Source organism: Sneathiella limimaris, assembly GCF_012932565.1.
Lineage (GTDB): Bacteria > Pseudomonadota > Alphaproteobacteria > Sneathiellales > Sneathiellaceae > Sneathiella > Sneathiella limimaris.
Genome location: NZ_JABBYJ010000001.1, coordinates 2,348,061 through 2,366,535 on the forward strand (window position 1 = coordinate 2,348,061; position 18,475 = coordinate 2,366,535).

Here is an 18,475-nt window from a genome sequence, read left to right on the forward strand (position 1 = left end):
GTGAAATGCAACAGGCTAAGCAAGCTATCGAAGATGAGGTGGCTATGAGCGGTATGGGAAAACCGGTCATAGAGATCGAAAAACTAAATCTGATCTTTCAAACACCGGACGCTCCGGTTCATGCGTTATCAGACGTGGATCTGACAATAAATTCAGGTGATTTCGTTTCCTTTATCGGACCCTCTGGGTGCGGTAAAACCACTTTGATGCGGGTTATTGCCGATCTTGAGACACCAACGAATGGCCATATTTCGGTCAATGGGATGTCTCCGAAGCAGGCACGTGAAAAACGCGCCTATGGCTATGTATTTCAGGCGCCAGCACTTTATCCGTGGCGGACCGTCCAAAAGAATATAATGCTGCCCCTTGAAATCATGGGAATTTCCAAGGAAGAGCAACTTGCTAGGGCCAAGAAAAACCTGTCTCTGGTAAATTTGGAAGGTTTTGAAAAGAAGTTTCCGTGGCAGCTTTCTGGCGGAATGCAACAGAGGGTTTCGATTGCCCGGGCGCTTTCCGTAGAGCCGGATCTCTTGCTGATGGATGAGCCTTTTGGTGCTCTTGATGAAATCACACGAGATCACTTAAACGAGCAGCTATTGCGGCTTTGGGACCAGACAGGGAAAACAGTTATTTTTGTGACCCACTCCATCCCGGAATCTGTATTCTTGTCTTCAAAAATTGTTGTGATGTCACCTCGGCCTGGCAAGATCATTGATATAATCGATTGTAATCTGCCCCGGAACCGGACCCTTGATATCCGGGAGACGCCGGAATTTTTGGAAATAGCCCACCGGGTGCGTGAAGGACTGAGGGCAGGGCATTCCTACGATGACTGATGCCGCTATTTCATCTTCGTCTTCGAAAGGTAGTCTTTGGGGTCGATTGTATCACGGGAAAACCCTTCCGATCCTCACAGTTGTGATTGCGATCCTTGTGGCTTGGTATGCTGGTGCCGTTTATCTAAATTCAGATACATTGATTTCAAAGTATGAACGGGCCAAAGTCGAGTGGGATATGGAAAAATTGGCAAAGGATGCCTGGGCAATGGAGCGCCCCATTTTGCCAGCCCCACATCAGATTGTTGAGGAACTGAATAAAACGGTTCTGCAAAAGAAAATCACCTCCAAGCGGAGCCTCGTCTATCACGCTTGGGTGACGACTTCCGCCACTTTGTTGGGCTTTGCTTTTGGTGGTCTGCTCGGAATATTATTGGCTGTAGGTATCGTGCATGTTCAAACATTGGACCGCAGTTTGATGCCTTGGGTTATTGCTTCGCAAACCATTCCTATTCTGGCGATTGCGCCGATGATCATTGTTGTACTTGGAAATGTGGGGCTCACGGGAACAATCCCTAAAGCGATCATTTCGATGTATCTATGTTTCTTTCCAATTACCATTGGTATGGTGAAAGGGCTCCGTTCTCCTGATGTTTTGCAAATGGATTTGATGCGGACTTACAGTGCTTCCACCTCTCAAATTTTCTGGAAACTGCGTTTACCTGCATCCATTCCGTTTTTATTCGCTAGTCTCAAAGTCTCAATTGCTATCAGTCTTGTAGGTGCCATCGTGGGTGAATTGCCGACCGGTGCTGTAGCTGGATTGGGCGCTCGCCTTTTGAGTGGCTCATATTATGGTCAAACTATTCAAATTTGGTCGGCTTTGGTAATGGCTTCTGTATTGGGAATGCTTCTGGTGTACCTTGTCTCAATCATTGAGAAGTTTGTGACCCAAAAAATGGGGGCGCAGGTATGATGGATTTCAAGTCATTGGATAAACCGCTCCTTGCGTTTGTGGCGCTCGCTGTTATTTCGCTCGTTTTGCCAGTTGGGCAAATGGAGCAGGGCGGCGTATACTGGTTTGCATCGCTACCGAGTTTAGCCTTGGCTGGTTTAGCAATTCTCGTCTCGATTATTCGCCTGGTTACCTTGTCCGAAAACGTAACGATGACATTTTTGATCGTTATTGGAACATTTGCAGGTGCAGCCGCTGTTCTCATTAACATTACAGCAGAGCTTGACAATGGAGTGAATGCTACTGGCCTATGGCTGTTTGTTATTGCTCTTGGGTTCCTGTCCTGGAGAGCAATGGAAATGACCTCTGCGTTGGCGTCAGCAAATAAAGCAATGAAGTTGTTGGTACCAACATTTTTCGGACTTTGGGTTCTTTTCCTTTGGCAGGTTATTACAACAGGGTTTGAAATTCCTTCTGTCTTACTGCCGAGCCCCGCAATGATTGGGGGGGCAATTGCAGGTAATACGGATACGCTGGCGGCTGATTTTTATCAAACCTTCGTTAAATCGGTGTTGAGTGGATTTGCCTTTGGTTGTGGGAGTGGATTTATCGTGGCGATCCTTGTAGATCGGATCCCATTCTTGCAACGCGGACTTTTGCCTCTTGGATCACTGGTTAGCGCTATACCAATTGTGGGTATCGCACCAATCATGGTCATGTGGTTTGGATTTGACTGGCAATCAAAAGCCGCGGTGATCGTTGTGATGACGTTCTTTCCTATGCTCGTCAATACTCTGGCAGGGCTTGAGGCCACAGGGCGTTTGGAAAAGGATCTCATGCGATCTTATGCCGCAAACTACGTGCAAACCATGCTCTTTGTGAGACTGCCCAATGCGTTGCCATTTATTTTCAACGCACTGAAAATCAACTCAACATTGGCGCTCATTGGGGCCATTGTCGCTGAATTCTTTGGAACGCCAATTGTTGGTATGGGCTTTCGGATTTCGACCGAAGTCGGTCGCATGAACGTGGATGTTGTCTGGGCAACAATTGCAGTTGCAGCACTTGCCGGGTCCATATCCTATGGAATTCTAGCTCTACTTGAGCGGACATTTACCTTTTGGCATCCATCTTACAGAAGTTCCAGGAATTAATAAAAATTTGTTTAGTAAAGGGTGAAAACAAGTAAGGGAAGAAGCATAATAAATTCATAAGTCTTGAACAGGAGAGGAGTTCAAACATGAAAAAAATTGGCTTAATTGCGTCAGCAGCACTGCTTAGTCTTACCGCCATTTCGGCGCAGGCGGCAGACAAACTGACATTGCAACTGAAATGGGTTACACAGGCTCAGTTCGCAGGTTACTATGTCGCGAAAGATAAAGGCTTTTATGACGAAGTCGGCTTGGACGTGACAATTAAACCAGGTGGACCAGATGTGGCGCCTGCGCAGGTTCTGGCAGGTGGCGGAGCAGATGTAATCATCGACTGGATGCCTTCAGCATTGGCAACTCGGGAAAAAGGGGTCCCGCTTGTCAATATTTCGCAGGTCTTTTCAAAATCTGGAATGATGCTGACATGCCGTAAAGATATGGGCGTTTCCAGTCCATCAGACTTCAAAGGCAAAACATTGGGTGTCTGGTTCTATGGTAACGAATATCCGTTCCTGTCCTGGATGGATAAATTGAACCTGAAATTTGAAGGCTCAGGAGCGGACATTAAAGTTCTGAAGCAAGGCTTTAATGTGGATCCACTTCTCCAGAAGCAGGCTGCTTGCGTGTCTACTATGACTTACAATGAATATTGGCAGGTTATTGATGCAGGTCTGACACCTGAAGAGCTCTCTGTCTTTAAATACGAAGACCAAGGCGTTGCAACACTTGAAGATGGTCTTTATGTCCTGGAAGAAAGCCTTGAAGACGACGCTATGAAAGATAAGTTGGCGCGTTTCCTGAAAGCTTCTTTGAAAGGCTGGAAATATGCAGTTGATAACAACGATGAAGCTGCAGACATTGTCCTTGAAAATGATGCAACCGGTGCCCAGACTGAAAAACACCAGCGTCGGATGATGGGTGAAATCGCCAAGCTGATTGGGAGTACTGAAGCAATCGGAAAACTTGATGAAGCTGCCTATCAGCGGACAGTTGATACACTGCTTGCAAGTAATTCTACACCAGTGATTTCTGCAGCTCCAGAAGGAGCTTATACTCAGGAAATCTGGGAAAAAGCAATGGGGATGTAAGCTCCAATAATGCTTAGCTTAAAGCAAGTGAAAAGGTTGCCTCTGGCAACCTTTTCTTTTTTTATTTGTACTCAAATTATTTATTTTAGTATACTGTAATAGATGTACTATGTGGTGGTAGCTAACGTTGAAGAATTTTTTTCGCATCTTGGTTGTTTTCGCGTGCTTCGGATTGTATTCACCAAATACAATCGCTGTTGCTGAAACTTTAGAATTTGGTTCAATCGCTAGCAGCTCACTGCAACCTAAGACTTTTCCACTCATTCAAAAAGTTTACGGGAAGTTGAATATTCCCATTAAGATTTTACCCTTGCCGGGTCGACGGTCGCTGGAGATGAGCGATGCAGGACAATTGGATGGCGAAGTTTTTCGAATAGCACATATTGAGCAACAATATAAAAATTTGATTAGGGTTCCGACGCCCATATTAGTTCTACGCGGGTTCGCTTATACTTTGGACGGCACTGTTGTTAATTCTGAAGGAGATCTAGCGCCTTCAATGAGGATTGGAATTCAACGGGGTGTGGTTTGGTCTGAAGCAATGGTAGAGGGTAGAAAAGGTGTCGTCAGAGCGGATGAACTCATACATCTCGTACACAGGCTGCATGAAGGTGCAATTGACGTTGTTCTGAGTGCTGATACGTATTTTGAAATTGAATACCAGAAACAAGAATTAGCAGGTTCGTTGACACGCGGGAAACCGGTTATTGAAACGCCAGTTTATCATTACTTACACAAGAAGCATGAAAACCTTGTCAGTAAAGTTGATGCAACGATTAAAGATATTCTTTCAGAAAGTGATCAACAGACTATCAATAGCCAATAAAAAACCCCGGTTTCCCGGGGTTTTGTTGTTTAACGTTTGACGCTCCTCGGAGCTTTGATCTTCCGCTGCTTTGCGAGTGCATCGAAATATGGATTAAAGGTTGGTCGCTTGATGTACCGACCAGCACCTTTCACCACATTAAGCTGCCCGTCCTTAAAGACAACATTACCCTGACTGATGGTGTGGCTTGGGCTACCTTTGACTTCCATGCCTTCAAAAATATTGAAGTCAATATTTTGATGATGAGTCTCAACAGAGATTGTCCGTGTCATTTCAGGATCCCATACGACGATATCTGCATCCGCACCCACACTGATGGAGCCTTTACGAGGATGGATGTTAAAGATCTGGGCCGCATTTGTAGAAGTTACCTTAACAAACTCATTCATTGTCAGTTTGCCTGTATTCACCCCATGGTGCCAAAGTACAGCCATCCGATCTTCAACTCCGGAAGTTCCGTTCGGAATTAGCGTGAAATCGTCTTTACCAGCAGCTTTTTGAGGTGCACAGAAACAGCAATGGTCTGTTGCTGTCGTTTGCAGGTTTCCAGCTTGTAAACCGGCCCATAGAGCCCGTTGATGATCTTTCGGACGGAAAGGAGGGCTCATCACGTGAGCTGCTGCGTATTCAAAATCCTGATTGTAATAGACGCTGTCATCAATGAGCAGGTGACCGGCAAGAACCTCACCAAATACCCTTTGTCCTTCTAGGCGGGCGCGAGTAATCGCTTCAAGAGACTCTTTACAGGAGACATGCACAATATAGACAGGTGTATTTAAAACCTGGGCCGTGCGAATGGCTCTGTTTGCTGCTTCTCCTTCAACTTCAGGCGGACGAGATTGAGGGTGGCCTTCCGGACCTGTAATTCCCTTCTTCAGCATTTCCTGTTGAAGGTAATAAACCATTTCGCCGTTTTCGGCATGAACGGTTGCCATCGCGCCCAGTTCCTGGCAGCGATTAAAACTTGCCAGCATCATTTCGTCTGAAACCATGATCGCGTTTTTATAGGCCATGAAATGCTTGAAGGAGTTAATTCCTTCTTCTGTTGCGAGCTTACCCATATCTTCATGAACACTGTCATCCCACCAGGTTATGGCGACATGGAAGCTGTAATCGGCAACAGATTTCTCAGCCCAGCCCCGCCATTTCTGGTAGGCCTCCATTAGTGGCTCTTCCGGATCCGGGATTACGAAATCAATAATTTGAGTGGTTCCGCCCGCTAATGCGGCAGCCGTGCCTGTATAGAAATCCTCAGATGCGACTGTTCCCATGAATGGAAGCTGCATATGTGTATGGGGATCAATGCCACCAGGCATTACATATTGTCCGCCTGCATCGACAACTTCTGCGCTCGACGGTACTTCAAGATTTTCACCAATGGCTTTAATCACGCCGTCTTCGCAATAAACGTCGGCACGAAACGTTGTTTCTGAAGTGACGACTGTACCGCCACGTATCAAGGTTGACATTCCCATCTCCTGTTAGCTTGAACTCAAACCCTTATTGTAAAATTATGGTTTTCCTCACTTACCCTTAGCCTATTTTAACTTTCCCTTTTGCAAAAGGATAGTTAAAATCCTGACCATATGGTCAAAAATATTTTTTTATCTGGCAGGAGGTAATGAATGGCAAATGTAAAAGCCGGTTTGATACAACTTGGGCTTAAGGGGAACACTGATATGTCTCCGAAAGAAATCAGTGATCTGATGATTGAAGCCCACATTCCCTACATTGAAAAGGCTGGAGAGCAGGGTGTTCAGGTTCTAAGCTTCCAGGAAGTTTTCAATCAACCCTATTTTTGCCCTTCACAGGATGCCAAGTGGTATGCTGCTGCTGAAAAAATTCCAGATGGACCAACAGTTAATCTGATGAAGGAATATGCCCGAAAATACAACATGGTGATCGTCGTTCCCATGTATGAGGAAGAAAAAACAGGCATTTATTACAACACTGCAGCGGTTATTGATGCAGACGGGACCTATTTAGGGAAATACCGGAAAACACATATCCCTCAGGTGGCAGGTTTTTGGGAGAAATTCTTTTTCCGTCCTGGTAACTCAGGTTGGCCAGTGTTTGAAACGGCCTATTGCAAGCTCGGTGTTTACATTTGCTATGATCGTCACTTTCCAGAAGGTTGGCGGGCGCTCGCATTGAATGGCGCAGAATATATTGTAAATCCATCCGCTACTGTAAAAGGTGTCAGCCAATATCTATGGGAGTTGGAGCAACCAGCATCTGCCGTGGCCAACGGTGTATATATCGGGGCAAATAATCGCGTCGGAACCGAGGCACCATGGAATATTGGCGAGTTTTATGGCTCTTCCTATGTGGTTAACCCGCGCGGTGAAATCATAGCGCAAGCTTCCGAAGATCAGGATGAACTGATTGTTGCTGATATGGACATGGATATGATCCGGGAAATTCGGAACAACTGGCAATTCTTTAGGGATCGTAGACCGGAAACCTATGGGGATCTTGCTGATGGTGGTGTTAGCTAGATATGAAAAGGGGCCCAAACGGGCCCTTTTTTAGTAGAGGGTTGACCGTTGTCTTTCCGGGAGTGTGCTGTCATAAGCATCACCATCAAAGTCCGACTTAGCTGCTTTCATCATTTTCCCGGCCGTCGGAACCTGTGACTTTTCAAATTGGGCGTCAGGATTCCACAAGTCTGACCGAATGAGTGCGCGTGCACACTGAAAGTAGACAGCTTCAATTTCGATGTGAATTACGGAACGGGGAAGGGAACCTTTCAGTTCAAAAAGGTCAATTAGGTTTTGATCTGTCGTAATAACAGCCCGCCCATTAATGCGAAGCGCCTCATTAATGCCGGGGATAAGGAACAACAACCCGACTTGGGGATCCTTGATGATATTCTTCAGACTATCCAGTCGATTGTTGCCTTTTCGGTCAGGGATAAGAAGAGTTCTATCGTCCAGAATTTTTAAAACTTGGCCTTCCTGGTCACCCCGAGGAGAGCAATCCAAGCCATCCACGCCCCCTGTGGCAAGCGCAAAGAAGCGGCTTTTTTCGATCCAGGCCCGATAATCATCAGTCAGGTAAATAGTTTCTTTTTCCAACGATAGCGGGTTGATGTCGCCATATAGCTTTTGCAGAGCATCGATGTCAGTGATGAGGTTTTCAGGCATGTTGGGCAGGTCCATTCAGGATGTTGGTTGCCCAACAATAATCCTGACATGCTCGTTATTCAACCTAAACTGTGTGAATGATAATTGACACTTTTCAAGTGTTTGGATCGATTTTACGCTCACGATAAAGGATATAAAGACCGCTGCAGACGATTATCACAGCGCCGAGAATTGTAAACTCATCTGGCAGGTCTCCAAATGCGAAATATCCAATAATTGCAGCAGAAATCAATTGTGTATATGAGAAGGGGGCAACGGTCGACGCCGCAGTGTAATTAAAAGCCAGAATAATAATGAAGTGGCTAACACCGCCTATCAAACCAATAACAATTAGCATCCCCCATCCAAAAAGATCCGGTTGAACCCAGAAGAAAGGCGCTATGCAGCTCATGACAATTGTCCCAACGAGGGCTGTATAGAAGATTGTCGTGTAGGAACTATCAACTCCGGCGAGCTTACGGGTCGCAATTTGATAGGAGGCATAAAAAACGGACATGCAAACAACCAGGAACATAGCTGGGTGAACCACGCCAAGTCCTGGCCTTAGAATAATCAAGGCGCCGCAGAACCCAATCAAGACGGCTGTCCAGCGGCGAAAACTGACTTTTTCGCCTAAGAGGAGGACAGAGAGAACAGTAACGAAAAGAGGCGAGGTACTGGCCATTGCACCCGCATCCGCAAGCGGAACAAATTTTAGCGCGGTGAAGAAACACATGGTGGCTCCAAGCAAAAGCATGGAGCGGAATATCTGAAGCTTTGGCTTTGCCGTTTTGACGAGCTTCATTCGCAATTTTGGGGCCAATACCAAGGTCATTAGAACCATGTGGAAAAAATATCGGGCCCAGACAACTTGCAATGGCTCATAAGTCTGGTTGGCATATTTGACGATCGAATCCATGATCACGAACATGGTGATCGCTGTGCAGTAAAGGAGAATACCTTTGTAGGATTGTGGGATAATTTTAGTGACTTGCTCAGCCGTCATGAGGATCCGTTTCCGCCGCGATTTAATGGTTTTATTGGTTAGCAGCTTAAAAACGATCCACTGAATAGGCCGTAATGTCAAGTTGCGGTTGTTTGTTTCCAATCAGGTCAGAAAGAAGTTTTGCTGAGCCTGAACTGAGTGTCCAACCCAAATGACCATGTCCGGTATTGAGGAATAAATTGCTGTATTGGGTTTTGCCTATGAGAGGGACACAGTCAGGGGTCATGGGTCGAAGACCACACCAGCGTTCAGCCGCATCAAAATCACCAGCATTTGGAAATAGGCTTCGAACAGCATCCAAGACCATATTTTCCCGAGTTTGATTGGGCTCGGTTGTATAACCATTGATCTCAGCGGTTCCAGCTGCCCGCAAATGAGAACCAAGCCGACTGATAACCACGTGATTTTCCATATCTGTGATACTGGTCCAGGGTGCTGTGTTGGATTGGGCGATAGGAATACTGACGGAATACCCTTTTACTGGATATATTGGGAGTTTCAGGCCAACAGATTTAGCGAGCAGGGGGCTGAATGAGCCGGCACAAAGAACATATGCATCAAAATGTCTACGGTCCTTTCCGGCATAGAGCGAATTTATAGAGGCTCCTTTAGCGTCCATTCCTGTAATTGCTTGCCCCATTTCAAATGTGACACCCATTTTACGGCAAACGCTTTCGAGTTGAACAACGAATTCGTGGGCGTTTCCACTTTCATCCATTTTGGAATATGTTCCGCCAAGGATGTTGAGATTTGACGTTTCGATGGCGGGTTCAATTTTTTCGCATGCAGTGCGGTCTAATAACTCTTGTACAAATCCATTTTGCTGTAGCCATTTTTGTTGTCTTTGAGCTTCTTTAGCAGCTTTGCTGGTTGAAAAAAGCTTCAGAATGCCGCGGGTTTCTCTTTGATAAGATAGATTTTCGTCTTCAACGGTCTTAACCAGAACTTCTTTACCAAAAATTCCCAGCTTCAGGTTTTTAAGTGCATTTTTGTAAAACGGTCCTGATCGCGCATTAATAAGAAATCGTATCGCCCAACTCCAAAGGTAAGGATCTGTTTGTAGCTTTAAGACGAGTGGGGCATCTTGTCGTCCGAGCCATTTAAGGATTTTCATAGGAACATCAGGGCTATTCCAAGGAAAAGGCTGGCTGATTGAGATTTGACCACCGTTTGCGAAACTGGTTTCTGTTGCGACTTGGTGGTTTCGATCGAATACGGTTACTTCATGGCCGTCTTTCGCCAGATGATAAGCTGTCGTTACGCCGGAAAGGCCTGCACCGATGATGGCAATTCTCACGATGAAAATGTCCTAAGGTCTTAGAGTTTCGGAGGCAACATATAGAATGGTTTTGATAGTTCTCAATGAAAAAATTCTGCTGTGGGAGGTTCCTGTTTGCATTCGGGCTAAAAAGAACTAAAGTTTGCTCACCATGACTGAACCATTAATTTATGAACAGAATGAGGGAATTGTAACCCTCACAATCAATCGTCCAGAGGAGCGCAATGCCCTTTCCGACGATCTCATCTTCACTGCATTTTTAGATGCGGCGAACCGGATCAATTCAGATAATTCTGTCCGGTGCGTGATTTTGACGGGTAAGGGTAAGGCCTTTTCTGCGGGCGGTAACGTCAAGCATATGCGTGACCGAGAAGGTTTGTTTGCCGGGATCCCAACAGAGCTACGTCAAGGGTATCGCCATGGAATTCAAAAAATTCCGCTAGCTTTTTACAATCTTGAAGTTCCAACAATAGCTGCTGTCAACGGTCCTGCAGTTGGTGCCGGTTGTGACTTGGCCTGCATGTGCGATATTCGAATTGCTGGAAAATCGGCCAAATTTGCAGAAAGCTTCGTGAAGCTGGGAATTATCCCAGGCGATGGCGGGGCCTGGTTCCTGCCACGGACGATCGGACGAAGTCGCGCCGCTGAGCTAACCTTTACAGGTGACATGATTGACGCGGATACGGCTCTTGAATGGGGAATGGTTTCCCGGGTCGTAGAGGATGAAGACTTGATGTCTGCTGCCAATGAGTTGGCAGGCAGAATTGCGAAAAATCCACCTCATGCATTGCGTTTGTCCAAGAAGCTAATGCGAGAAGGGGAGCATACGCGATTGGACAGTCTCCTGGAATTATCAGCCAGTTTCCAGGCTTTGAGTCATTACACAGAGGATCACATGGAAGCCATTAATGCCTTTTTTGAAAAGCGCGATGGTGATTTCAAAGGTAAATAGAGGTATATATCAGGGCGGCTTTTGCCGCCCTTTTTTGTAAATTTTGGAAATGTATCTAAAGTGGGTTTTTGATAGTTTCCTACCTATATCATCGACATCGCAACGTTATTGGCTATTTGGACTGAGATGAGAATGAAACCTTATTCCTTCGTCCTATTTATTTTTTCTGCTTTGCTATTGATTGCATGCAGCCCAAAAATACAGCCCTCGAAAGAGGCATTTCGCCCGGCCACGTTACAGGAGGCTCAGTTTCAAGCCCCTGATGGTGTAGATCTCCCCTTAAAAACCTGGAAATCATTAGACCCTGAAAAAGCGATTGTCATCGCGGTACATGGATTTAATGACTATCGCAATGGCTTTGCATTCCCGGCTAGCTGGTGGATGCAGCGAGGCATTACGACGATTGCCTATGACCAAAGAAGTTTTGGAGAATCTGAAAATGTCGGAGTCTGGCCTGGTACAGAGCAGCTTTTGAATGATCTTAGCCAAATCGTCTCTCTCGTTCGCCAGAAAAACCCAGATAGTCCAATATACCTGTTGGGAGAGAGTATGGGCGGTGCTGTTGTCATGACTGCAGTGACGCAACCCGGATTTCCAGCAGTCGATGGTATAATTCTGTCTGCACCTGCTGTGTGGGGTTGGAAATCTCTAAATCCTTTCTATCGAACATCTTTGTGGGCAGCTGCTCATCTATTCCCCTCTTGGACGGCTTCTGGGAGCGGGCTTGGCATACAGGCGTCTGACAATATTTCGGTGCTTCGTAATCTGGGACGGGATCCATTGTTTATTAAAGAAACACGGATTGATGCGGTCTATGGATTAGTTGGTTTGATGGATCGTGCCTATGACAGCGCAGAGAATTTGAAACTGCCTCTATTGGTTCTTTATGGGGCCAATGACGAAATTATACCGAAATCGCCTGTTGAAGACGTGGTCGCGAGGCTGCCAAAGAGTGCGGATGTTGTGCTTTACGAGGATGGATGGCATTTATTGATGCGGGATTTGCAGGCAGAAGTCGTTTGGAATGATATCGAAAGCTGGATCAAAACGCGTTCTATCCCTTCAGGGAATGAAGTGAACCAGCTTCCTCTATTCGCTAGCCGTGACTGAGTGCATCCAATGCATCCACCAGCTCATCAAAATGATCGATGACTATGTCAGCGCCGAGTTCACGAGGAGGTGTGTCGGTGTAGCCAAAGCTAACTGCGATATTGGCAAAACCAGCAGCCTTTGCTGCATCAATATCATTGTTACTGTCACCAACCATAACAACTGGTAAGTCCTTGCCGCCCATTTGTTCTAGTGTCAGTGTAAGATGTCTAGGGTCTGGCTTTTTAAAGTCAAAACTATCCCCACCGGTAATTGCTGAAATATAAGGGTCCATGCCAAAATCAGTGGAGAGTTCCCGTGCAAAATTGACAGGTTTGTTAGTGCAAATGCCCATTTCGCAACCCTTTGCTTTCAGTGTTTCAAGGGCATTCATGACACCCGGAAACGGAACACTGACGTCAGAGAGATGTTTTCCGTAATATTCAAGAAAGACTTCGAAAAGATGGTCAAGCTGGGCTTCTTCTACCATGCCACCGGTTGCATTCAAACCTCGTATCAGGAGGTTTCTGGCTCCTTGACCCACCATGTGTTTAACACTCTCAAGAGAAACTTCCTCTCGTCCTTGATATTTTAGGCAGTAATTTAATGATTTGTGAAGATCAGGTGCTGTATCAAGGAGAGTACCGTCAAGGTCGAACAGAATACGCAATGGAAACATTTTGAAAAATCCAGTAACACGTTGTGATTTGGCGAGAAGGTACACTCTGTGCCAGATTGCGTTCAACCTTAAATCGGTATACTTGGGCAGACTTTTTTAATTTACGGGCAAAAAGATGACAGCGGTAAAATCCGTAATACTGGCTGCGGGGATGGGCAGCCGGATGAAATCCAAAAAACCAAAGGTGCTTCATGCGCTTGGTGGGCAACCGATGATCTCTCATTTAATGGGAACGGTTTCTAAAATTAGCGCTGAGACACCGATCGTTGTAATTTCTCCTGACATGGCAGATGTTGCGAAAGTTGTTGCTCCGGCAAAAACAGTTGTTCAACCTACGGCTGAAGGGACGGGACATGCCGTTTCTTTCGCTCTGGACGAGCTGGATGGCTTTGCGGGGACTGTCCTCATCTTATACGGTGATACGCCGCTGATTAGCGAAGAAACACTAACACAGATGATCAATGTGAGGGAGGGAGCCGACAATCCGGCAGTGGTTGTATTGGGGTTCGAGCCTGAAGATCCGTTGGAGTATGGGCGATTAGTGTCTTCTTCGGACGATGAATTGGATGCAATCGTTGAATTTGCTGATGCTTCTGAACAGGTGCGTAAAAGCCGGTTATGTAATTCCGGTGTAATGGCAATAGATGGTGCCGTCATCCGCGAGCTGATTGAGGCAATTGGGAATGATAATGCCAAAGGTGAATATTATCTGACAGATGTCGTTGAAATAGCGCGAAAAGCGGACCGAACTTGTAAATTTGTTATTGGCGATGAACTTGAACTTCTTGGCGTTAATAGTCGAGTACAATTGGCTGAAGCTGAAAAAATCATCCAGCGGATCTGGCGGCTGGCTGCCATGGATAGTGGGGTAACCCTCATTGATCCAGATACAGTATTTTTCAGTTATGACACGGAACTTGGACAAGATGTGCTCGTGGAACCAAACGTTTTCTTCGGTCCAGGTGTCAAAGTCGGTGCTGAAGCGCGCATTAAAGCCAATTCCCATCTTGAAGGATGTCACGTCGGTTCCGGATCTCAAATCGGTCCCTTCGCCCGCTTGAGACCAGGTGCTAATCTGGGGACGGATGTAAAAATCGGTAATTTCGTTGAAGTGAAGAAATCAGATCTTGCCGAAGGCGTTAAAGTCAGCCATCTCTCCTATATCGGGGATGCAACTATTGGTTCCGAGGCGAATATCGGAGCTGGAACAATAACATGTAATTATGATGGTTATGACAAATATCAGACAACAATCGGGGCTGGAGCATTTATAGGCTCTAACACGGCTTTGGTTGCGCCAGTTAGCGTTGGAAAAGGCGCAATTGTTGGCGCGGGTAGTACTGTCACCAAAACAGTTGAAGATGATGCTCTTATTGTTGAGAGAGCAAATGAAGTACAGAAACCAGGATGGGCATCGCGTTTTCGCGCCCTCAAAGCCCGCTTAAAATCCTAAGTCATTAACAGATTAATTGAGAAGAAATATCCATGTGCGGAATCGTTGGTGTTCTAGGAAAAGATAATGTCGTGCCTTCATTGTTGGGGGGGCTTAAGCGCCTTGAGTATCGGGGATACGATAGCGCGGGAATTGCAGTTCAGTCTGAGGGGGAATTGGACCGAAGACGGGCAGAAGGAAAGTTGAAAAACCTGGAAGCAGTTGTCAGGCAAAACCCACTGGAGGCTTTGGCTGGAATTGGGCACACCCGCTGGGCAACCCATGGCGTTCCTAATGAGACTAATGCCCATCCCCATATGACGACTAAGCTTGCGTTGGTTCACAATGGTATCATTGAGAATTACCAAGAACTCGCCGCAGAGCTCGTAGATCGCAATTACACATTTGAATCCGAAACCGACACAGAAGTCGCTGCATGGCTTATCACAAGTTTTCTCGACGATGGTTTATCACCAGAAAAAGCGGTTGAGGCTGCGCTTGGCAAGTTCCATGGTGCTTTCTCTCTAGCCGTGATTTTTAAAGGCCATGATAATCTGATGATTGGTGCTCGGCGTGGAGCTCCTCTTGCGGTTGGCTGGGGGGACGGCGAGATGTTCCTTGGGTCTGATGCAATGGCACTGGCGCCGCTAACCCAGCGGATATCCTATTTGGAAGAGGATGATTGGGCCGTTTTGACAAGAGAGGGAGCCGTTTTTCATGATCAATCGGGCGCCGTCGTTAGCCGGGATATTAAGCTGACCCAATTAACGGGTGCCATGATAGGTAAGGGCAATCATCGTCATTTTATGATGAAGGAAATCGTTGAACAGCCGGCTGTCATCGGTGATACCCTCAACAGCTTCTTTAACCCCAAAACTCGAAGCATTTCTCTTCCAGATCTTCCATTTGACTGGAATGAATTGACCAAAGTGACCATTGTTGCATGCGGTACCTCATACTATGCAGGAATGGTGGCAAAATACTGGTTTGAAAAACTGGCTCATCTGCCGGTGGAAGTCGACATTGCTTCGGAATTCCGTTACCGCAACATGCCTCTACCAAAAGGGGGACTAGCGCTCTTTATCTCCCAATCCGGAGAAACAGCCGACACGTTAGCAGCGCTTCGCTATGCACGTGAGCAAGGACAGTTTATTGCCTCGATTGTAAATGTAGAGGAAAGCTCTATGGGGCGTGAGTCTGATATGGTTTTCCATACTCAGGCAGGACCAGAGATCGGGGTTGCATCGACGAAAGCGTTTACCTGTCAACTTGTCACGTTAGCTTGCATTGCCATTCACGCGGGTAAAAAACGCCAAACCCTGGATCACCAGGAAGAGGCGGTACTTTGCCAGGCACTGACGGAAGTGCCCTCCAGAACGGCAGATATTCTGGAACATGATGAGAAGATACAGAAACTTGCGGCGGATCTCTTTGAATGTCGGGACATTCTCTACATTGGCCGTGGCCCCGGCTATCCGATTGCCCTGGAAGGGGCGCTAAAGCTTAAGGAGCTCTCATATATCCATGCGGAAGGGTACGCCGCTGGTGAATTGAAACATGGACCCATCGCATTGCTCGATGACGCTGTTCCTGTCATTGTTGTTGCCCCTTCAGACGAGTTTTTTGAAAAAACAGCGTCGAATATGCAGGAAGTCATGGCCCGAAATGCTAAGGTGATTTTTCTCTCTGATAGTGAGGGGGTCGAGAAGTTAGGCGGGAAAGCTATGGGGACAATTACTCTTCCAAAGGTAAATCCATTTGTCGCCCCGATCTTATATGCTATCCCAGTCCAAATTCTGGCTTATCATGTCGCGGTTCTTAAAGGAACCGATGTTGATCAACCACGAAACCTGGCAAAATCGGTGACAGTAGAGTAGGGCGGTAAAACCCAGCGGCTATTCCTTCTGATTGATTGCCCTATATCCTTAAGTAAAGGGAGTGGGGCCCGTCTAAATTAGGAGGTTCAGCATGCAGCGTATGGTTACACCGGAGTCGCCCCCGATTAGGGAAGCGGTTGGCGTCTTTACCGATATCTCTTCCTTCTACGAATGTATTGATCAGCTTCAACAGGAAGGCTTTGATCGATCTGAAATTAGTCTTTTGAACTATCATGATCTGCAATCCAGAAGTCGAAGAAGGGATCAGATTGATACCCGTGAAACAGAAGATGATCCGAAAGTAAAAAGGAATGCGTTTATCGATCCACAATCGCTCGGGGATGCGCAAGGCGCAATTATCGGCTTGCCGACATATGTTTTGACGATGGCTGGCTTGGCTATTGGTATCTCTCTTGAGTTTTCAATGATGAACACCATCCTTAGCTCTGGGATTGGAGGGTTAGTCGGTTTCCTGTTGGGTATGCAAGGAAGCATCTGGTTAAAATCGAGATCAAAAGTTGATCTTGATGAACAGATTAATCACGGCGGTATACCCGTTTGGATCCGTATTCATAATGTCAAACAGGAAAGACAAGCACTTTCAATCCTATCCGACAGTCATGCAGAAGATATTCATGTTCATGATTTGGAAGAACAGAGTTATCCCGTTGAGGACGGGCGAACTACGGTTGTTCATATTCTTCATTAAAAGATAAATTAGCTAAACAGAAACCGGGCTCCAAAGGCCCGGTTTTCTTTTTCACACAGATCCCTTTCAGTGCGTTTTGCAGTTTTGGTCAAGAAAGGAATTGCAAATGTCTGGAGAGCACGTAGGGCAGACCGAATTTTTTTATAATCAAGATATGAAGGATCCTAAGCAACAGGAAAAGAGAGAAATTCTTGGCAGGGCCAAACGCATAGTCATAAAAATTGGTTCTTCTCTGATTTTGAGAAAAGACGACAATGGAAATGATGTAATCGATGAAAATCGAATGAATTGGATCATTGGTGATATGCGTCATTTGATGGAGGCGGAAAAAAAACGACTAATATTTGTATCTTCCGGGGCGGTTGGATTGGGCAGAGCGATGCTGGAACAGTCAAAGGGTGGAGAATCCCTTGAAGATAAACAGGCCGCGGCTGCAGTCGGCAATCCGGAATTGATGAGTTACTATGCCCATGCTTTTGGCTGTCCTCTCAAACGGGAAGGGAATGGCTACGCTCGCTTAAGACCAGAGAAAGAAACTCAAATCAAACAATATAAAGTTGGTCAGGTTTTAATGACACCACTAAACACAAAGGAGCCGCGTCGTCGTCATAATATTCGCAAGACAATCTTGAAAATGCTGGAAAGGGGAGTTGTACCCATCATCAATGAGAATGATGCCGTAACGACTTACGGTATTCGGTATGGTGATAATGATAGTTTGGCGTCTTTGGTCGCGGAGGTTGTTTCTGCCGACGCCGTTATTCTGCTGACTGATATCTTGGGATATTATGAGAATTTTGCGAGACCTGATCAAAAACTTCTAAGCTTAACTAAAGGTGTTTCGGCAGAACATCGAGAGGGCGCAAGAGGTGCTGGTTCAGATGTGGGAACTGGCGGCATGGCGACTAAAGTTAACGCTGCACAGATAGCAATAGAAGCAGGGTGTGATCTATTTATTGCCTGTGGCCGAGATGTAGTAAAAGTATTTGGTTTTGAAAAGCAAAATCTTAATTGCAGGGCTGAACTTAAAAATTTAGAAGACGCCGCAGAGAGAGATTTGGTTGAAATAGAGAGGTTGAAGCAGGGTTTAAAACAGAAGCTTAAAAGAGGTGATGAAAAGGAATTTGGAAACTTGAAAGCCTTATTTGACGGTAAATTACCAAGCACCCTCTTCCAAACAAGTTTCACTCCCGCTGAAGTGAGAAAACTAAATATTATGAAAAAGGGTTCAATCAGTCATGGAGCCATTATTGTTGGTGAAAATTATGTGAGTGGAAATATAGAGCCTCATCATGTGTTTAGTACGACAGGATCTGCTGATAGGGGAGAAGTCGTCAGTATCAAGCGTTACTTGAAAGGAGCGTCGTTGCAGTTGGTAGGCTGGGGCGTTTTGGAGCATAGCCTAGAAGACGTTATTACAATCAAGGGGTTGGAAACTCTGATATTGAAAAAGCGCTTGGTTACTCTGGAAGATATGCCGTGATGAAAGCTAATGATATTGTGTTGAAGCTGGAAGATGGATCCACTGTTA

At 46.0% G+C, this 18,475-nt stretch carries 17 protein-coding genes; 12 read left to right on the top strand and 5 right to left on the bottom strand.

Annotation, left to right across the window (positions count from 1 at the left end; all coding sequences use genetic code 11):
- Positions 1 to 44: 44 nt before the first annotated feature.
- The 5 genes from HH301_RS11430 to HH301_RS11450 all read left to right on the top strand — a co-directional run bounded on the left by HH301_RS11430 (position 45) and on the right by HH301_RS11450 (position 4,796).
- Positions 45 to 836, top strand: a complete 792-nt coding sequence (locus HH301_RS11430) for an ABC transporter ATP-binding protein (RefSeq protein ID WP_420821187.1) — start codon at positions 45 to 47, stop codon at positions 834 to 836.
- On the top strand, positions 829 to 1,752 hold the full coding sequence (locus HH301_RS11435; protein WP_169569034.1) for an ABC transporter permease: 924 nt from the start codon (positions 829 to 831) through the stop codon (positions 1,750 to 1,752). Before HH301_RS11430 ends, HH301_RS11435 begins: the two co-directional genes overlap by 8 nt.
- Positions 1,749 to 2,885 carry an ABC transporter permease gene (locus HH301_RS11440; protein ID WP_169569035.1) on the top strand — a complete coding sequence of 379 codons (1,137 nt, stop codon included), beginning with the start codon at positions 1,749 to 1,751 and terminating at the stop codon, positions 2,883 to 2,885. The genes HH301_RS11435 and HH301_RS11440 overlap by 4 nt, the downstream gene beginning before the upstream one ends.
- 86 nt (positions 2,886 to 2,971) lie before the next feature.
- Positions 2,972 to 3,970 carry an ABC transporter substrate-binding protein gene (locus HH301_RS11445; protein WP_169569036.1) on the top strand — a complete coding sequence of 333 codons (999 nt, stop codon included), beginning with the start codon at positions 2,972 to 2,974 and terminating at the stop codon, positions 3,968 to 3,970.
- Positions 3,971 to 4,097: 127 nt separating this feature from the next.
- A complete protein-coding gene (locus tag HH301_RS11450) occupies positions 4,098 to 4,796 on the top strand; it encodes a hypothetical protein (protein WP_169569037.1) in 699 nt (232 codons plus the stop codon).
- A 29-nt stretch (positions 4,797 to 4,825) separates the two neighbouring features.
- Here the strand turns inward: HH301_RS11450 and hydA are convergent, their stop codons facing one another.
- Complete coding sequence (gene hydA / locus HH301_RS11455) at positions 4,826 to 6,265, bottom strand: dihydropyrimidinase (RefSeq protein ID WP_169569038.1); 1,440 nt, start codon at positions 6,263 to 6,265, stop codon at positions 4,826 to 4,828.
- 156 nt (positions 6,266 to 6,421) lie between these two features.
- On the opposite strand from hydA, the gene HH301_RS11460 reads away from it, so the two are divergent.
- Complete coding sequence (locus tag HH301_RS11460; protein WP_169569039.1) at positions 6,422 to 7,294, top strand: nitrilase-related carbon-nitrogen hydrolase; 873 nt, start codon at positions 6,422 to 6,424, stop codon at positions 7,292 to 7,294.
- A 30-nt stretch (positions 7,295 to 7,324) separates the two neighbouring features.
- On the opposite strand, the gene HH301_RS11465 is transcribed toward HH301_RS11460, so the two are convergent.
- The 3 genes from HH301_RS11465 to HH301_RS11475 all read right to left on the bottom strand — a co-directional run bounded on the left by HH301_RS11465 (position 7,325) and on the right by HH301_RS11475 (position 10,224).
- Positions 7,325 to 7,951: a pyridoxamine 5'-phosphate oxidase family protein gene (locus HH301_RS11465; protein ID WP_169569565.1), complete on the bottom strand. Its 627-nt coding sequence runs from the start codon at positions 7,949 to 7,951 to the stop codon at positions 7,325 to 7,327.
- An 85-nt stretch (positions 7,952 to 8,036) separates the two neighbouring features.
- Positions 8,037 to 8,927, bottom strand: coding sequence for a DMT family transporter (locus HH301_RS11470; RefSeq protein ID WP_169569040.1), 891 nt, complete (start codon positions 8,925 to 8,927; stop codon positions 8,037 to 8,039).
- 46 nt (positions 8,928 to 8,973) lie between these two features.
- The gene (locus HH301_RS11475; protein WP_169569041.1) at positions 8,974 to 10,224 is read right to left on the bottom strand and encodes a D-amino acid dehydrogenase; all 1,251 of its coding nucleotides are present in this window, start codon (positions 10,222 to 10,224) and stop codon (positions 8,974 to 8,976) included.
- A 133-nt stretch (positions 10,225 to 10,357) separates the two neighbouring features.
- On the opposite strand from HH301_RS11475, the gene HH301_RS11480 reads away from it, so the two are divergent.
- A complete protein-coding gene (locus tag HH301_RS11480; RefSeq protein WP_169569042.1) occupies positions 10,358 to 11,158 on the top strand; it encodes a crotonase/enoyl-CoA hydratase family protein in 801 nt (266 codons plus the stop codon).
- Positions 11,159 to 11,290: 132 nt separating this feature from the next.
- Positions 11,291 to 12,268 carry an alpha/beta hydrolase gene (locus HH301_RS11485; RefSeq protein WP_169569043.1) on the top strand — a complete coding sequence of 326 codons (978 nt, stop codon included), beginning with the start codon at positions 11,291 to 11,293 and terminating at the stop codon, positions 12,266 to 12,268.
- On the opposite strand, the gene gph is transcribed toward HH301_RS11485, so the two are convergent.
- Positions 12,255 to 12,926 (bottom strand): phosphoglycolate phosphatase, encoded by a 672-nt coding sequence (gene gph, locus HH301_RS11490; protein ID WP_169569044.1) that lies wholly within the window; start codon positions 12,924 to 12,926, stop codon positions 12,255 to 12,257. The genes HH301_RS11485 and gph overlap by 14 nt on opposite strands.
- Before the next feature lie 115 nt (positions 12,927 to 13,041).
- On the opposite strand from gph, the gene glmU reads away from it, so the two are divergent.
- From glmU to HH301_RS11510, 4 genes are all read left to right on the top strand, one after another.
- A complete protein-coding gene (gene glmU, locus HH301_RS11495) occupies positions 13,042 to 14,379 on the top strand; it encodes a bifunctional UDP-N-acetylglucosamine diphosphorylase/glucosamine-1-phosphate N-acetyltransferase GlmU (protein WP_169569045.1) in 1,338 nt (445 codons plus the stop codon).
- Between the two features lie 32 nt (positions 14,380 to 14,411).
- Entirely contained in the window at positions 14,412 to 16,235 is a 1,824-nt protein-coding gene (gene glmS, locus HH301_RS11500; protein WP_169569046.1) for a glutamine--fructose-6-phosphate transaminase (isomerizing), read from the top strand.
- 91 nt (positions 16,236 to 16,326) lie between these two features.
- Entirely contained in the window at positions 16,327 to 16,944 is a 618-nt protein-coding gene (locus HH301_RS11505) for a hypothetical protein (protein ID WP_169569047.1), read from the top strand.
- A 106-nt stretch (positions 16,945 to 17,050) separates the two neighbouring features.
- A complete protein-coding gene (locus HH301_RS11510) occupies positions 17,051 to 18,427 on the top strand; it encodes an amino acid kinase family protein (RefSeq protein WP_169569048.1) in 1,377 nt (458 codons plus the stop codon).
- The last annotated feature ends 48 nt before the right edge of the window (positions 18,428 to 18,475 follow it).

Coding starts and splice junctions, on each gene's coding strand:
- HH301_RS11430 (WP_420821187.1), top strand. CDS start 45: ATGAGCGGTATGGGAAAACCGGTCATAGAGATCGAAAAACTAAATCTG.
- HH301_RS11435 (WP_169569034.1), top strand. CDS start 829: ATGACTGATGCCGCTATTTCATCTTCGTCTTCGAAAGGTAGTCTTTGG.
- HH301_RS11440 (WP_169569035.1), top strand. CDS start 1,749: ATGATGGATTTCAAGTCATTGGATAAACCGCTCCTTGCGTTTGTGGCG.
- HH301_RS11445 (WP_169569036.1), top strand. CDS start 2,972: ATGAAAAAAATTGGCTTAATTGCGTCAGCAGCACTGCTTAGTCTTACC.
- hydA (WP_169569038.1), bottom strand. CDS start 6,265: ATGTCAACCTTGATACGTGGCGGTACAGTCGTCACTTCAGAAACAACG.
- HH301_RS11460 (WP_169569039.1), top strand. CDS start 6,422: ATGGCAAATGTAAAAGCCGGTTTGATACAACTTGGGCTTAAGGGGAAC.
- HH301_RS11470 (WP_169569040.1), bottom strand. CDS start 8,927: ATGACGGCTGAGCAAGTCACTAAAATTATCCCACAATCCTACAAAGGT.
- HH301_RS11480 (WP_169569042.1), top strand. CDS start 10,358: ATGACTGAACCATTAATTTATGAACAGAATGAGGGAATTGTAACCCTC.
- HH301_RS11485 (WP_169569043.1), top strand. CDS start 11,291: ATGAAACCTTATTCCTTCGTCCTATTTATTTTTTCTGCTTTGCTATTG.
- gph (WP_169569044.1), bottom strand. CDS start 12,926: ATGTTTCCATTGCGTATTCTGTTCGACCTTGACGGTACTCTCCTTGAT.
- glmU (WP_169569045.1), top strand. CDS start 13,042: ATGACAGCGGTAAAATCCGTAATACTGGCTGCGGGGATGGGCAGCCGG.
- glmS (WP_169569046.1), top strand. CDS start 14,412: ATGTGCGGAATCGTTGGTGTTCTAGGAAAAGATAATGTCGTGCCTTCA.
- HH301_RS11505 (WP_169569047.1), top strand. CDS start 16,327: ATGCAGCGTATGGTTACACCGGAGTCGCCCCCGATTAGGGAAGCGGTT.
- HH301_RS11510 (WP_169569048.1), top strand. CDS start 17,051: ATGTCTGGAGAGCACGTAGGGCAGACCGAATTTTTTTATAATCAAGAT.